This window comes from Agrococcus sp. TF02-05 (genome assembly GCF_017565345.1).
Lineage (GTDB): Bacteria > Actinomycetota > Actinomycetes > Actinomycetales > Microbacteriaceae > Agrococcus > Agrococcus pavilionensis.
Genome location: NZ_JAGEKO010000003.1, coordinates 1 through 13669 on the forward strand (window position 1 = coordinate 1; position 13669 = coordinate 13669).

The following is a 13669-nucleotide window of genomic DNA, read 5'->3' on the forward strand; positions in this document are numbered from 1 at the left end:
TGAGTGGTACCGATCGGTCGCTCGACCGGGGCGGCAGGCGGCGAATCGGTACCACCCGGCGCGGCCTCCGGGGCGGCGGTGGTACCGATGTGTCGCTCGGCGGGGGCGGCAGGCGGCGAATCGGTACCACCCGGCGCGGCCTCCGGGGCGGCGGTGGTACCGATGTGTCGCTCGGCGGGGGCGGCAGGCGACGAATCGGTACCACCCAGCGAAGCGGGCTCGGCGGTCGGCTGCTCGACGGGCGCCGCGACGGCCGCGGCCGCACCGGCCGCAGGCGGCCACGGCTCTCCGCCGGCGACGCGCGGCAGGCCGCGCCGGATCGCGCCGGGCGGGGTCGGCTGCGCGGCAGCGGGAGCGGGAGCGGGAGCCGCGGCCTCTGGCTGCTCGACCGGCACCGCCTCGACGGCGGTCGCCGCGTCGTCGCGCGGCTGCGGCGGCGCGTCGGCCGCGATCGGCGCAGCGGCCGTCGCGCCGGCCGGCACGTCGGCCGCGGCGACGGCCGACGCCGGCGGCCACGGCTCGCCGCCGGGCACGCGCGGGAGCCCGCGACGCACCGCCACCGCTCGCTCCATCGTCAGCCCTTCCGCGCCTCGAGCGCCGCGGTGAGCTGCGGCACGATCGTGAACAGGTCGCCCACGACGCCGAGGTCGGCGATCTCGAAGATCGGCGCCGACGCATCCCGGTCGATCGCGACGATCGTCTTGGCCGTCTGCATGCCGGCGCGGTGCTGGATGGCGCCGGAGATGCCGACCGCGAGGTAGAGGTCGGGCGAGACCGACGTGCCGGTCTGCCCGACCTGCGCGCTCGGCTCGACGTAGCCGGCGTCGACGGCGGCGCGCGAGGCGCCGACCGCGGCGCCGAGCGTGTCGGCGAGCTGCTCGATGAGCTCGAACTGCTCCTTCGAGCCGAGCCCGCGACCGCCCGAGACGATGCGCTTCGCCGTGCGGAGGTCGGGTCGCGTCGAGACCTGCGCGATGGGCTCGAAGCTCTCGATCGTCGCGGCGCGCCGACCGGATGCCGTGACCTCGAGCGGCTGGACGTCGGCCGTGACGGCCTCAGCGCGGTCGTCGATCGAGCCGAGCCGCATCGTCGCGATGAGCGGTCCGTAGGTTGCGGCCGACTCGACGTCGTACGCGCCGCCGTAGACCGAGTGGCGCACGACGACGCCCTGCTCGTCGCGCGCGACGCCGACGATGTCGGCGGCGATCGGCGCGCGCAGGCGCGCCGCGAGCCGGCCGGCGGCCTCGCGGCCCTCGACCGTCGCGGGCACGAGCACGAGCTCTGGCTGCACGAGCCGCGCGGCCGCCTCGAACGCGTCGGCCGCCGGCGCGCCGAGCTCGGCGCCCTCGACGACGGCCGTGTGCACGCGCGCCGCGCCGAACGACGCGGCCTGCTCGGCGAGGCCGGGCAACGCATCCGCAGGTCCGGTCACGACCGCGATGGGTGTGCCGATCGAGGCGGCGGCGCCGATGGCCTCGGCGGTACCGGCGATGAGCCCGCCCGCGGGAGCGGCGGGCAGGAGCACGAGGATGGGGTTCACGCGAGCCTCCGCTCGGCCAGGAAGGCCGCGATGCGCTCGCCCGCGTCGCCCTCGTCGGTGATGATGGTGCCCGCCGAGCGCGGCGGCCGCTCGGCGACCGAGGTCATGATCGAGCGCGGCGCGGCCGTCTCGTCGAGCGCCGCGCCGACCTCGTCGAGCGGCAGGTCGTCGAGCGTGAGCTGCTCGACCGGCTTCTTCTTGGCGTTCATGATGCCCCGCAGCGCCGGGAAGCGCGGGTCGGGCAGCGCCTCGGTCACCGAGACGACGGCCGGCAGCGCCGCCTGGACGACCATCGTCCCGCCGTCGGTCGCGCGCGTGCCGCGCACCGCATCCGCCGTGATCTCGAGCGACTCGAGCCGCGTGATGCCGGGCGCGTCGAGCATCTCGGCGAGCATCGCGGCCATCACGCCGCCCGTGCCGTCGGTGGATGCGTCGCCCGTGATGACGAGGTCGAAGCCCGTCTTGCGCAGGGCCGCGGCGAGCACCTCGGCGGTGCGCACGTAGTCGGCGCCCGCGAGCCGCTCGTCGGCGACGTGCACGGCGGAGGCGGCGCCCATCGCGAGCCCCTTGCGGAGCGCGGACTGCGACTCGGTCGGCGCCATCGACAGCACGACGACCTCGGCGTCGCCTGCCTGCTCGGCGTGCTGCAGCGCGGCCTCGAGGGCGCGCTCGCCGATCTCGTCGATGACCGTCTCGCTCGCCGCGCGATCGGCAAGACCGGTCTCGAGGTCGAGCACGCGCTGCCCGTACGTGTCGGGGACGGGCTTCAAGAGCACGACGATCTTCATCGAGCGGTTCCCTTCATGGTGGGGTGCTGAGGCAACGGTACGGTGATCGAGGAGGAGGAGCCGATGCCGCACAGGCCGATGCCGATGGATCCGATCGCCGAGGCCCGCCGCCAGTGGATCGAGCACGGCTGGACGGATGCCGTCCCGGGCATGACGCTCGTGACCTCCGTGAACCGCGCGCAGCAGCTGCTCGTCGCGCCGGTCGAAGCGACCCTGCGCCCCTTCTCGCTGTCGTTCGCGCGCTTCGAGGTGCTGCGGCTGCTCGCGTTCACGCGCGACGGCCGGCTGCCGATGAAGTCGGCCGTCAAGCGCCTGCAGGTGCACTCGACGAGCGTGACGAGCACGGTCGACCGGCTCGTGCGCGACGGGCTCGTGATGCGCGAGCAGCACCCGACCGACGGTCGGGCGACGGTGCTGGCGATCACGGATGCGGGGCGCGAGCTCGTCGAGCGGGCGACGGTCGCGCTCAACGAGCGGGCCTTCACGGGGCTCGACATCGACGAGGACGACGCGGCGGAGCTCGTGCGGCTCATCGCGCGGATGCGGAAGCGCGCGGGCGACTTCGAGGACCCGCGGCCGGTGGCGGAGCCGCTGTGAGCACGCCACCGGGACCCGTTCTGCCTAGCGGGACCCGGTGCACCGGGTCCGGTTCGGTCGAAGGGGTCCGCGGAGCGGCTCGGGAGCAGCTCAGCGGTGCTGGAACCTCGGCTCGCGCTTCTCACTGAACGCCGCCATCCCTTCCTTCTGGTCGGCCGTGTCGAACAGGCCGGTGAAGCGCTCGGCCTCGATGGCGAGCCCCTCGGCGAGCGGCACCTCGAGCGCCGCATCCATCGCCGCCTTCGCGGCGCGGAGCGCCGGCAGCGACTTCGCCGCGATGCCGGAGGCGACCTTCCCCGCCTCCTCGAGCAGCGCATCCGCCGCGACGACGCGCGAGACGAGCCCGATGCGCTCGGCCTCCTCGGCGCCCACCCGCCGCCCGGTGAGGATGATCTCGGCCGCCTTGGGGTAGCCGACGGCGCGCACGAGGCGCTGCGTTCCGCCGATGCCCGGGATCACGCCGAGGCCGACCTCGGGCAGGCCGAACGTCGCGGTGTCGGCGGCGAGGATGATGTCACACATGAGCGCGAGCTCGCAGCCGCCGCCGAGCGCGTAGCCCGACACCGCCGCGATGACGGGCTTCTCGACGGCCGCGAACTCGAGCCACGCGTCGAAGTGGCCGTCGGCGCGCATCTCGGCGGTCGACTTGCCCGCCATCTCCTTGATGTCGGCGCCGGCGGCGAAGGCGCGCTCCGAGCCGGTCACGACGATCGCGCCCACGCCGTCGTCGGCGTCGAGCTCCTTCGCGACCGCGACGACCTCGCGCATGAGCTGCGCGTTGAGCGCGTTGAGCGCCTCGGGCCGGTCGAGGTGGATCCAGGCGACGCGGTCCTGCCGCTCGACGCGGATGGTCTCGTGCTCAGTCATGCGTGCTCCTCGAGCGCTCGGTGACGGCGGGCAGCTGCAGGTCGCCCTCCGGCGGCGCTGCGAAGCTCGCCTCCACCATGGCAGGCGTCACGTCCGCGAGCGAGGAGGGACGCCACTGCGGCGCGCGATCCTTGTCGATGATCTGGGCGCGCACCCCCTCGGCGAAGTCGGGCTGCAGGGTCGTCGCGCGCGAGACGCGGTACTCCTCCGCGAGCGCGGCCTCGAGGCTCGGCAGCTCGCGCGCGCGGCGCAGCGCCGCGAGCGTCACGGTCACGGCGAAGGGCGAGCGCTTGCGGATCGTGGCCCCGATCGCCTGCCCCTCGGGGCCGGATGCGTCGAGCCGCTCGAGCAGGGCCGTCACGTCGCCGCCGGCGAGCGCCTCGTCGAGCATCGCCCGCTCGCCCTCGAGCCGGCCCTCCGGCGCCTCGGTCGCGAACCGGCCGATCGCCTCGTCGGGCTCGGCGGTCTCGAGCGCCGCGAGGAGCGCGGGGAGCCGATCCTCCGGCACGTAGGTGTCGGCGAGGCCGAGGAGGATCGCGTCGGCGGCGCCGAAGTGATCGCCCGTGAGGGCGGCGCGCGTGCCGAGCTCGCCCGGCTCGCGAGTCAGCAGCCACGTCGCGCCCACGTCGGGCACGAAGCCGATCGTCACCTCGGGGAAGCCGATGCGCGTCGAGTCGGTGACCACGCGGTGGCTCGCGTGCCCCGACAGGCCGACGCCGCCGCCGAGCACTATGCCGTGCTGGATCGCGACGACGGGCTTCGGGTAGCGGGCGATCGCGGCGTTGAGCGCGTACTCGTCGCGCCAGAAGCGGCCGGCGCCCTCGCCGCCCGTCGCGCGGATGTCGTCGACGAGCGAGACGACGTCGCCGCCCGCGCAGAGCGCCCGCCCCGCGCCCGTGATCGCCACGCGCTCGACGCGCGGGTCGTCCGCCCACTGCCGCAGCGCATCCGCGATCTCGAGCACCATGTCGTGCGTGAGCGCGTTGAGCGCCGCCTGCCGGTCGAGCTCGACGACGCCGAGCGCGCCGCGCACCTCGGTGCGGACGTGCTCGCTCGCGACGCCGCCCGTCATCGGGCACCCAGGAGCGAGCGGCCGACGATCATGCGCATCATCTCGTTCGTGCCCTCGAGGATGCGGTGCACGCGCAGGTCGCGCATGACGCGCTCGATGCCGTACTCGTGCAGGTAGCCGTAGCCGCCGTGCAGCTGCAGCGCCTCGTCGGCGACCTTGAACGCCGCGTCGGTCGCGAATCGCTTCGCCATCGCGCACGCGGCGGGGGCGTCGGGCGCCTTCGCGTCGAGCTTCGCCGCCGCTTGCAGGAGCAGCGCCCGCGCCGCCTGCAGCTCGGTCTCCATGTCGGCGAGCTGGAACATCACGTGCTGCCGCGTCGCGAGCGGGGCGCCGAAGGTCGAGCGGTCCTTGACGTAGGCGATCGTGCGCTCGAGCGCGAACTGCGCGCCGCCGATCGAGCACGCGGCGATGCCGAGCCGACCGCCGTTGAGGCCGCGCATCGCGATGCCGAAGCCGTCGCCCTCCTCGCCGAGCCGGTTGGCGGCCGGCACGCGCACGCCGTCGAGCACGACCTGCTTCGTCGGCTGCGCGTTCCAGCCCATCTTGTGCTCGTCGGGCCCGAACGAGAGGCCCGGCGCGTCGGCCGGCACGATGAACGCCGAGATGCCGCGCGCGCCCGGCTCGCCCGTGCGCGCCATGACGACGTAGACCGCTGAGGTGCCCGCGCCCGAGATGAACTGCTTCGTGCCGGTGAGCACGTAGTCGTCGCCGTCGCACACCGCGCTCGTCGCGAGCGCCGCGGCGTCGGAGCCCGCGCCGGGCTCGGTGAGGCAGTAGCTCGCGAGCTGCTCCATCGAGCACAGCCCCGGCAGCCACGCGCGGCGCTGCTCGTCGGTGCCGAAGGTGTCGATCATCCACGCGACCATGTTGTGGATCGAGATGTAGGCGGCGATCGCGATGTCGCCGCGCGCGAGCTCCTCGTAGATCGCGGATGCGTCGACGCGGGCGAGGCCGGATCCCCCGACGTCCTCCCGCACGACGATCGCGCCGAGGCCGAGCGAGCCCGCCTCGCGGAGCGTCTCGACGGGGAACTCGTGCTCGGCGTCGCGCTGGTTCGCGAACGGCGCGAGGCGGGCGTCGGCGAAGTCGCGCACCGCCTCGACGAGCGCCGCGCGCTCCTCCGCGCTGATCGCCGAGGTCGTCTCGGCGGGATGGGTCAGGCTGGCGGTGCTCACGGCACGACCTCCTCGTCGCATGCTTGCGCGTCCACTCAGTTCGATGGACGTCCACATATCTACCACTCGCCGCGCCCGACGCGCCACCCCGCGCTGTCTTCAACCGGACAGGCGGTGGGGCGAGGAGATATGTGTCGCGCCCCACCGGCTATCCGGTTGAAGACCTCTCAGTTGAGGTGGGCGGATGCGCTCGCTAGGTTCAGGGGCGATGGTGCCGATGGCGGCGCCGCGAAGGGTGCGCATGGACATCACCGGGCAGGTCGCCCTCGTCACCGGCGGAGCATCGGGGCTGGGCCTCGCGACCACGCGCGCGCTGCTCGCCGCAGGCGCGAAGGTCGTCGTCGCCGACCTCGGCGGCACTCCGCAAGCCCAGGCCATCGAGCAGCTCGAGGGCGCGCGCTTCGCCGCCACCGACGTGCGCGACGAGGGCGCGGTCGCCGCGGCGCTCGACGTCGCCGCCGAGCTCGGCGACCTCCGCCTCGTCGTCAACTGCGCCGGCGTCGCCGACGCCGCGAAGGTGCTCGGCAAGCGCGGCGTCTTCCCGCTCGAGACCTTCCAGCGCGTCATCGACATCAACCTCGTGGGCACGTTCAACGTCATCCGCCTCGCCACCGAGCGCATGGCCGCGCTCGAGCCGATCGGTGAGGAGCGGGGCGTGATCGTGAGCACCGCATCCGTCGCCGCCTTCGACGGCCAGATCGGGCAGGCCGCCTACTCCGCGTCGAAGGCGGGCGTCGCCGGCATGACGCTCCCGCTCGCGCGCGAGCTCGCGGCGCTGCAGATCCGCGTCATGACGATCGCGCCGGGCCTGTTCGAGACGCCGATGCTCGCGGGCCTGCCCGAGGCCGCGCAGGTCTCGCTCGGCCAGCAGGTGCCGCACCCCGCCCGGCTCGGCAAGCCCGAGGAGTACGCGCTCCTCGTCACGCAGATCGTCGCGAACCCCATGCTCAACGGCGAGACCATCCGGCTCGACGGCTCCATCCGAATGGCAGCGAGGTAGGTCACGATGCGCTCGAGCTTCTACGACGACGAGCACGACGCGTTCCGCGAGAGCGTGCGCGAGTTCACCGCCCGCCACATCGCGCCCCACTACGCGCAGTGGGAGGAGGCGGGCATGATCGGCGACGAGCTCTACCCGCTCATGGGCGAGGCGGGGCTCATCGGCATCGCCGTGCCCGAGGAGCACGGCGGCATGGGCGTCGACGACTACCGCTTCCGCATGGTCATCAGCGAGGAGTTCGCCCGCATCGGCGCCGCTTCGGTCAACGCGACGCTCGGCGTGCACGACGACATCGTGCTCCCCTACCTCATGGACCTCGGCACACCCGAGCAGCTCGAGCGCTGGCTGCCGCCGATGGCCAACGGCACCTCGATCGGCGCGATCGGCATGACCGAGCCCGGCGCGGGCAGCGACCTGCAGGGCATCCACTCGAACGCCGTGCGCGACGGCGACGACTGGATCCTCAACGGCTCGAAGACCTTCATCACGAACGGCTTCCACGCCGACAAGGTGCTCGTCTTCGCGCGCACCGACCCGGCGGCCGGCTCGCGCGGCTTCACGCTCTTCCTGGTCGAGGACGGCATGGCGGGCTTCGAGCGCGGCCGCAAGCTCAAGAAGCTCGGCCTGCACGCGCAGGACACGGCGGAGCTCTTCTTCAAGGACGTGCGCATCCCCGCCGCGAACGTCGTCGGCGAGCCGGGCCAGGGCCTCGTCTACCTCATGCAGCGGCTGCCGCGCGAGCGGCTGTCGATCGCGTGCGGTGCGCTCTCGTCGGCCGAGGCCGCCTACGACTGGGGCCGCGAGTACGTCTTCCAGCGGCAGGCGTTCGGCGGCGCGGTCGGCGACCTGCCGACGGTGCGCTTCACGCTCGCCGAGCTCGAGACCGAGCTCGACGTGACGCGCGCCTACGTCGAGCGCTGCATCCTGGCCCTCAACGAGCAGCACCTCACGACCGTCGACGCCTCGAAGGCGAAGTGGTGGGCGACCGAGCTCGAGCAGCGCGTCATCACGCGCAGCCTGCAGCTGCACGGCGGCTACGGCTTCATGGACGAGTTCCCCATCTCGCGCGCGTTCCGCGACTCGCGCGTGCAGACGATCTACGGCGGCACGACCGAGATCATGAAGGAGATCATCGCGCGCGACATCGCGAAGCGCTCGAAGGCGTGAGCGATGCAGCGGCGGCGGAGGGGATGACGGATGCGTGAGGCAGTGATCGTCGACGCGGTGCGCACCGCGTCGGGCAAGGGCAAGCCGGGCGGCGCGCTGCACGGCGTGCACCCGGTCGACCTGCTCGCGAGCGTGCTCGAGCAGCTCGTCGCGCGCACGGGCATCGACCCCGCGATCGTCGACGACGTCATCGGCGGCTGCGTGCAGCAGGTCGGCGAGCAGTCGGGCAACGTGACGCGCAACGCCCTGCTCGCCGCCGGCTTCCCCGAGCACGTGCCCGGCACATCCATCGACCGGCAGTGCGGCTCGAGCCAGCAGGCCGCGACGTTCGCGGCGCAGGCGATCATGGCCGGCTCGCAGGACGTCGTGATCGCGTGCGGCGTCGAGTCGATGAGCCGGCTGCCGCTCGGCACCGCCGCGATCGAGCGCGACATCCACGGCGCCAGGCTCGCCGAGCGCTACCCCGACGGGCTCGTGCACCAGGGCATCTCGGCCGAGCTCATCGCCGCGAAGTGGGGCTTCAGCCGCGCCGAGCTCGACGACCTCGCCGCCCGCTCGCACGAGCTCGCGGCGGCGGCCGCGGCCGATGGCCGCTTCGACGGGGAGGTCGTGCCGATCGCGACCCCGGCGGGCGAGCACGTGCGCGACGAGACCGTGCGTGCCTCGACGACGCGCGAGGGGCTCGCCGAGCTCAAGCCCTCGTTCGAGCACCCGCGCTACGCGGAGCGCTTCCCTCAGATCGAGTGGAGCATCACGCCCGGCAACTCCTCGCCGCTCACCGACGGCGCCTCGGCGGCGCTCATCATGTCGCGCGAGAAGGCGGATGCGCTGGGCCTCCGACCGCGCGCCCGCTTCGTCGCGTTCTCGGTCGTGGGCGACGACCCGATCATGATGCTCACCGGCCCGATCCCGGCGACGGCGAAGGTGCTCGACCGGGCCGGGATGCGCATCGACGAGATCGACGCGTTCGAGGTGAACGAGGCGTTCGCGTCGGTGCCGCTCGCGTGGCTGCGCGAGACCGGCGCCGACCTCGAGCGCCTCAACCCGCGCGGCGGCGCGATCGCGCTCGGCCACGCGCTCGGCTCATCCGGCACGCGGCTGCTCGCGACGCTCGTCAACGAGCTCGAGCACAGCGGCGGCCGCTACGGCCTGCAGACGATGTGCGAGGGCGCGGGGATGGCGAACGCGACGATCATCGAGCGCCTCGACTGACCCGCTCGTCGAGCAGCGCGCGCCCCCGCTCGTCGAGTAGCGCGCGCAGCCCGCGTATCGAGACGGAGCAGACCGGTCTCGATACGCCGCCTCCGGCGGCTACTCGACCGACGGTGCGGCGAGCGCCTGCTCCACCTGCGGCCGCAGCTCGTCGGGCGTCGTCGTCGGGGCGAAGCGCTCGATCACGCGGCCGTCGCGCCCGACCAGGAACTTGGTGAAGTTCCACTTGATCGCGCCCCCGAGCATCCCCTTCTTCTCGTCCTTGAGCCACTGGAAGACGGGATGCGTCGACGGGCCGTTGACCTCGATCGGTGCGAACATCGGGAAGCTGACGCCGTAGTTCTTCTGGCACACCTCGGCGATCTGGTCGGCCGAGTCGTGCTCCTGCTTGAAGGTGTCGGAGGGGAAGCCGAGCACGACGAGGCCCTCGTCCTGCAGCTCGCGGTAGAGCTGCTCGAGCCCCTCGAACTGCGGCGCGAGCCCGCACTGGCTCGCGGTGTTGACGACGAGCACGACCTTGCCCTCGAAGTCCTTGAGGTCGACCTGCTCGCCGGTGAGGGCCTCTGCCTGGAAGTCGCTGAGCGTCGTCATGCCGCCACTCTGCCGCGCGTTGCTATGCGCGCCCCGAGAGCCGCGCACCCGCTCGCTCCCCGCAGAGTGCCGGAACTCTGCGATCTCCGGGCCTCAGGACGGCAGAGTGCGGGAACTCTGCGACCCGGCCGGCTCAGGCGGGCGGGGTGGCGGATGCGGTGGGCGGGGCTGGTGCGTCGAGGCGCCGGCCTGACCACGCGGCCAAGGCCGCGACCAGCACCCCGGCGGCAGCGACCGCGACGAGCCAGCGGAAGTCGACGACCGTCAGCAGCGCGCTGCCGAGCGCGAGCATGAGCATCTGCGGCACGTTGATCGAGACGTTGAGCGCCGCCGACGTGCGGCCCTGCAGCCGCGGCGGCGTGAGCCGCATGCGCAGCGTGACGACGCCGACGATGATCCACGGCACGCCGAAGCCGATGAGGGCCTGCGCGCCGCCCATCGCGCCCCAGCGCATCCACGCCTCCGCGAGCGGCCACTGCACCGCGACGAACGCGACGACCGTGCCGAGCCCGAGGAGCGCGAGCCCCGCCGCGACGAGCCGTCGCTCGCCGAGCCGCCGCAGCACCGCCGCCGAGCACAGGCCGCCGAGCAGCGCGCCGACGCCCTGGATCGCCTGCGCGGGACCGAGCGCAGCCGGCCCCTCCTGCAGGCCGTGCTCGACGAGCGGGAAGATCGTCGCGTTCAGGAGCCCCGTGATGCCGAAGCCGAGCGCTGTCGCGATCGTCAGCAGCCGCAGCAGCGGGTCGGCGAGCAGCGCGCGGAAGCCGCCAGAGAGCTCGTGCCAGTAGGTCTCGCCCTCGAGGCGCGGCTCGGGCTCCGACTCCCGGATGCGGATCGTCGTGAGCAGCACCGCCATCGTGAGGAAGCCGGCGGCGGCGAGCACGACGACCGCGGCGGGTCCGGCGGCGACGTAGAGCGCGGCCCCGAGCGCGGGGCTCACGATGCGCATGCCGTTGTCGATCGAGGTGAAGATGCCGTTGGCGCCCGCGAGCTCCTCGTCGGGCAGCAGGTCGCGCAGGAGCCCCGATTGCGCCGCGGCGGTCAGGTAGGCGGCGAGCCCGTAGCCGAAGGTCACGGCGTAGATGAGCCAGACCTGCTCGGCGCCCTGCACGAGCAGGAGCGTCAGCACGACGGCGGCGGTGCCGAGGTTCGTGCCGATGAGGAGCGGCCGGCGGTGCACGCGGTCGGCGAGCTGGCCGGCGAACGGCGCGAGCAGCGCCGGCAGGCCGATGAAGAGGAACACGAGCGCGCCCGCGGCATCGGAGCCGGTGAGCTCGCGCACCCAGATGGCGAGCACGAGGTAGAGGGCGCTGTCGCCGAGGTTCGTCGCGACCCAGCCGACCATGAGGCGGCGGTAGGCGGGGCGCCGAATGGGCGACGGCGGCTTGCGGGCGGCGGGGGCGGATGCGGTGGTCGTCATCGCGGGGCTCCTTGGGGGCGGGCGCGCGCCATCGCGCGCCGGAGAGGCGTCTCGATACGGCCCTTCGGGCCTCCTCGACGAACGGGAGGTGCGGACCTGCTCGACGAACGGGAGGTGCGCGCCTGCTCGACGGACGTGGGGTGGCGTGGACTGCTCGACGGGAGCGCGCCGCTACGGCGTCGGCTCGCCGTCGAGGTCGGGGTTGAGGGTGGCGAAGAAGTGGGCTTTGCGGCTGCCGGAGGGCCGGGTCGCCGGGTCGGCCTCGCGGCCGTGGAACCGCTCCGTGACCTTCGCGATCGCCTCGGCGAGCTCCTTGAGCTCTGCCGGCGTCGCCCAGAAGGTCGAGAGGTTGACGGTCGTCCCTTCGATCCACTCCCCCTCGGCACCGTGCTTCGTGAAGAAGTCGACGACGCGCGCGGCCTCGTGCTGCACGTAGAGCGCGCCGATGGTCGCGGACGTGCGGATCGATGCGGGGTCGGCCGGGTCGGGCCGGAGGTCGCGACTGCGGTGCACGGCGCGCCAGGGCTTCGACGTGCCCTGCGCCTCGCAGCGCTCGATGAAGCCGACCTTCGCGAGCGTGCGCAGGTGGAACGAGCAGTTCGAGGGGCTCTCGCCCACGCGCTCCGCGATCTGGGTCGCGGTCGCCTCGCCGAGCTCGTCGATCACAGAGAGGATCTCGACGCGCAGGGGGTGCGCGAGCGCCCGCAGCAGCGCGGGGTCGCTCGAGCGGAGGTCGGGCATGTCCGCCTTCCGCCGGGCGGCCTGCTCGGCCGCTCCCTGCACGTCGGTCTCCTCAGCCACGATCAGATCCAACCACGCTGGCTCATGGCCTGGGCGCGGATGCGCTCGAAGCGGCGCTGCGCGCGCTCGGCCTCGAGGCCTGCGCGGTGCCGCTCCTCGACGCGCACGCCGATGCGGTGGCGGATGCGTTCGGTGCGTCCCATGGGATTCCCTCCTCGGTCGGTGTCGGCGGTGCGATGGCTTCGGGTGCCGACATCCGAAAGACTACTTTCAAAGGGATCGCTTCGCAAGAGTTCTTTCGAAAAGGTTGCTTCGGCGTGTCGCGGGGCATGGAGAAGGCCCTCGCCGAGCGGGCGAGGGCCTTCGGGCGCTGCGCGTCAGCGCATCGAGACGAGGATCTTGACCTCGTGCTCCTTGTTGTCGATGAGCTGCCGGAACCCCTGCTCGACGATGTCGTCGACGACGATGCGCCCGGTGATGAAGGGCGCGAGGTCGACCGCGCCGCTGCGCGCGAGCTCGATCGCCTCGCCGTGGTCGTTCGCGTAGCCGATCGACGCGCCCATGACGCGATCCTGCATCGTGAGGCCCGCGGTGATGTCGAGCTCGTAGGGCTTCGTGTGGATCGCGACGATCTCGAGCCGGCCACCGGGGCCGAGCACGTCGAGCAGCTGCGTCACGACGACACCCACACCCGCCGCGTCGAACGCGACGTCGGCACCGGCACCCTCGGTCTCGGTGCGCACGACCTCGGCGAGGTCCTGCTTCGCGGGGTCGACCACGACATCCGCGACCCCCGTGTCGCGCGCCTTCTCGCGGCGCGCGGTCGACATCTCGGAGACGATGACGCGGAGGCCCCTCGCCTTGAGCACCGCGGCGAGGAGCAGGCCGATCGGGCCCGCGCCGCCGACGACGGCCGTCTGGCCCTCCTCGGCGCCCGCGTGCTTCACGGCATGCAGCGCGACGGCGAGCGGCTCGATGAGCGCGGCCTGGTCGAGCGGCAGGTCGCCGACGGGGTGCACCCACCGGCGGTCGACGACGATGCGCTCGCTGAGCCCGCCGCCGAGGCCCGAGATGCCGATGAAGCCCATCTGCTCGCACAGGTTGTACTTGCCCGCCACGCACGCCGGGCACGTGCCGTCGACCATGAGCGGCTCGACGACGACGCGATCGCCGACCTCGAGGCCGTCGACGCCCTCGCCGAGCTCTTCGACGACGCCCGAGAACTCGTGGCCCATGACCACCGGCAGCGTCTCCTTCGAGAGCGGATGCGGCTGGTCGGCCGAGGGCGCGGGCGGGATGGGACCGTCGTGGTACAGGTGCAGGTCGCTGCCGCAGATGCCGTTGAACGCGGGCGCGATCTTGACGGTGCCGGGGCGCGTCTCCGGCTCGTCCACCTCCTCGACCCGGATGTCTTCCTTGCCGTAGTACATCGCTGCCTTCATGGTGCGACTCCCTTCGTCGATGGAGCCTCCACCATGGCGCGCGCGCATCCGAGCGCG

The 13669-nt window shown here is 73.2% G+C and carries 14 protein-coding genes and 1 pseudogene; 4 read left to right on the forward strand and 11 right to left on the reverse strand.

Features of this window, described 5'->3' with window-relative positions; all coding sequences use genetic code 11:
• The 3 genes and pseudogenes from JQT67_RS03385 to JQT67_RS03395 all read right to left on the reverse strand — a co-directional run.
• Positions 1-560 (reverse strand): annotated as a pseudogene (locus JQT67_RS03385) (cytochrome b/b6 domain-containing protein); the annotation flags it as partial.
• Between the two features lie 14 nt (positions 561-574).
• Positions 575-1540, reverse strand: coding sequence for an electron transfer flavoprotein subunit alpha/FixB family protein (locus JQT67_RS03390; protein WP_208063518.1), 966 nt, complete (start codon positions 1538-1540; stop codon positions 575-577).
• Positions 1537-2328 (reverse strand): electron transfer flavoprotein subunit beta/FixA family protein, encoded by a 792-nt coding sequence (locus tag JQT67_RS03395; RefSeq protein ID WP_208063519.1) that lies wholly within the window; start codon positions 2326-2328, stop codon positions 1537-1539. The genes JQT67_RS03390 and JQT67_RS03395 overlap by 4 nt, the downstream gene beginning before the upstream one ends.
• A gap of 63 nt (positions 2329-2391) precedes the next feature.
• Here JQT67_RS03395 and JQT67_RS03400 point away from each other — a divergent pair, with 63 nt between their 5' ends.
• A complete protein-coding gene (locus JQT67_RS03400) occupies positions 2392-2925 on the forward strand; it encodes a MarR family winged helix-turn-helix transcriptional regulator (protein ID WP_031224257.1) in 534 nt (177 codons plus the stop codon).
• Positions 2926-3015: 90 nt separating this feature from the next.
• Here JQT67_RS03400 and JQT67_RS03405 read toward each other — a convergent pair whose 3' ends face one another.
• The 3 genes from JQT67_RS03405 to JQT67_RS03415 are packed head-to-tail and all read right to left on the reverse strand — an operon-like array spanning position 3016 to position 6039.
• The gene (locus tag JQT67_RS03405) at positions 3016-3792 is read right to left on the reverse strand and encodes an enoyl-CoA hydratase-related protein (RefSeq protein ID WP_208063520.1); all 777 of its coding nucleotides are present in this window, start codon (positions 3790-3792) and stop codon (positions 3016-3018) included.
• The gene (locus JQT67_RS03410) at positions 3785-4864 is read right to left on the reverse strand and encodes a 3-hydroxyisobutyryl-CoA hydrolase (RefSeq protein WP_208063521.1); all 1080 of its coding nucleotides are present in this window, start codon (positions 4862-4864) and stop codon (positions 3785-3787) included. Before JQT67_RS03410 ends, JQT67_RS03405 begins: the two co-directional genes overlap by 8 nt.
• Positions 4861-6039, reverse strand: a complete 1179-nt coding sequence (locus tag JQT67_RS03415) for an acyl-CoA dehydrogenase family protein (RefSeq protein WP_307864189.1) — start codon at positions 6037-6039, stop codon at positions 4861-4863. Before JQT67_RS03415 ends, JQT67_RS03410 begins: the two co-directional genes overlap by 4 nt.
• A 241-nt stretch (positions 6040-6280) precedes the next feature.
• On the opposite strand from JQT67_RS03415, the gene JQT67_RS03420 reads away from it, so the two are divergent.
• The 3 genes from JQT67_RS03420 to JQT67_RS03430 are packed head-to-tail and all read left to right on the forward strand — an operon-like array spanning position 6281 to position 9418.
• Positions 6281-7039, forward strand: coding sequence for an SDR family NAD(P)-dependent oxidoreductase (locus JQT67_RS03420; RefSeq protein WP_208063523.1), 759 nt, complete (start codon positions 6281-6283; stop codon positions 7037-7039).
• 6 nt (positions 7040-7045) lie between these two features.
• Complete coding sequence (locus tag JQT67_RS03425; protein WP_208063524.1) at positions 7046-8206, forward strand: acyl-CoA dehydrogenase family protein; 1161 nt, start codon at positions 7046-7048, stop codon at positions 8204-8206.
• A gap of 30 nt (positions 8207-8236) precedes the next feature.
• Positions 8237-9418, forward strand: a complete 1182-nt coding sequence (locus tag JQT67_RS03430; protein ID WP_021011519.1) for a thiolase family protein — start codon at positions 8237-8239, stop codon at positions 9416-9418.
• Between the two features lie 99 nt (positions 9419-9517).
• Here JQT67_RS03430 and JQT67_RS03435 read toward each other — a convergent pair whose 3' ends face one another.
• The 5 genes from JQT67_RS03435 to JQT67_RS03455 form a co-directional block, all read right to left on the reverse strand.
• The gene (locus tag JQT67_RS03435) at positions 9518-10009 is read right to left on the reverse strand and encodes a glutathione peroxidase (protein ID WP_021011520.1); all 492 of its coding nucleotides are present in this window, start codon (positions 10007-10009) and stop codon (positions 9518-9520) included.
• Positions 10010-10142: 133 nt separating this feature from the next.
• A complete protein-coding gene (locus JQT67_RS03440; protein WP_208063525.1) occupies positions 10143-11429 on the reverse strand; it encodes an MFS transporter in 1287 nt (428 codons plus the stop codon).
• A 171-nt stretch (positions 11430-11600) separates the two neighbouring features.
• Positions 11601-12230, reverse strand: coding sequence for a helix-turn-helix transcriptional regulator (locus tag JQT67_RS03445; RefSeq protein WP_021011522.1), 630 nt, complete (start codon positions 12228-12230; stop codon positions 11601-11603).
• Between the two features lie 2 nt (positions 12231-12232).
• Positions 12233-12373: a hypothetical protein gene (locus JQT67_RS03450; protein WP_208063526.1), complete on the reverse strand. Its 141-nt coding sequence runs from the start codon at positions 12371-12373 to the stop codon at positions 12233-12235.
• A 174-nt stretch (positions 12374-12547) separates the two neighbouring features.
• Complete coding sequence (locus JQT67_RS03455; RefSeq protein ID WP_208063527.1) at positions 12548-13612, reverse strand: 2,3-butanediol dehydrogenase; 1065 nt, start codon at positions 13610-13612, stop codon at positions 12548-12550.
• Positions 13613-13669 lie beyond the last annotated feature (57 nt).

Coding starts and splice junctions, on each gene's coding strand:
- JQT67_RS03420 (WP_208063523.1), top strand. CDS start 6,281: ATGGACATCACCGGGCAGGTCGCCCTCGTCACCGGCGGAGCATCGGGG.
- JQT67_RS03430 (WP_021011519.1), top strand. CDS start 8,237: ATGCGTGAGGCAGTGATCGTCGACGCGGTGCGCACCGCGTCGGGCAAG.
- JQT67_RS03400 (WP_031224257.1), top strand. CDS start 2,392: ATGCCGCACAGGCCGATGCCGATGGATCCGATCGCCGAGGCCCGCCGC.
- JQT67_RS03425 (WP_208063524.1), top strand. CDS start 7,046: ATGCGCTCGAGCTTCTACGACGACGAGCACGACGCGTTCCGCGAGAGC.
- JQT67_RS03405 (WP_208063520.1), bottom strand. CDS start 3,792: ATGACTGAGCACGAGACCATCCGCGTCGAGCGGCAGGACCGCGTCGCC.
- JQT67_RS03455 (WP_208063527.1), bottom strand. CDS start 13,612: ATGAAGGCAGCGATGTACTACGGCAAGGAAGACATCCGGGTCGAGGAG.
- JQT67_RS03435 (WP_021011520.1), bottom strand. CDS start 10,009: ATGACGACGCTCAGCGACTTCCAGGCAGAGGCCCTCACCGGCGAGCAG.
- JQT67_RS03395 (WP_208063519.1), bottom strand. CDS start 2,328: ATGAAGATCGTCGTGCTCTTGAAGCCCGTCCCCGACACGTACGGGCAG.
- JQT67_RS03440 (WP_208063525.1), bottom strand. CDS start 11,429: ATGACGACCACCGCATCCGCCCCCGCCGCCCGCAAGCCGCCGTCGCCC.
- JQT67_RS03450 (WP_208063526.1), bottom strand. CDS start 12,373: ATGGGACGCACCGAACGCATCCGCCACCGCATCGGCGTGCGCGTCGAG.
- JQT67_RS03410 (WP_208063521.1), bottom strand. CDS start 4,864: ATGACGGGCGGCGTCGCGAGCGAGCACGTCCGCACCGAGGTGCGCGGC.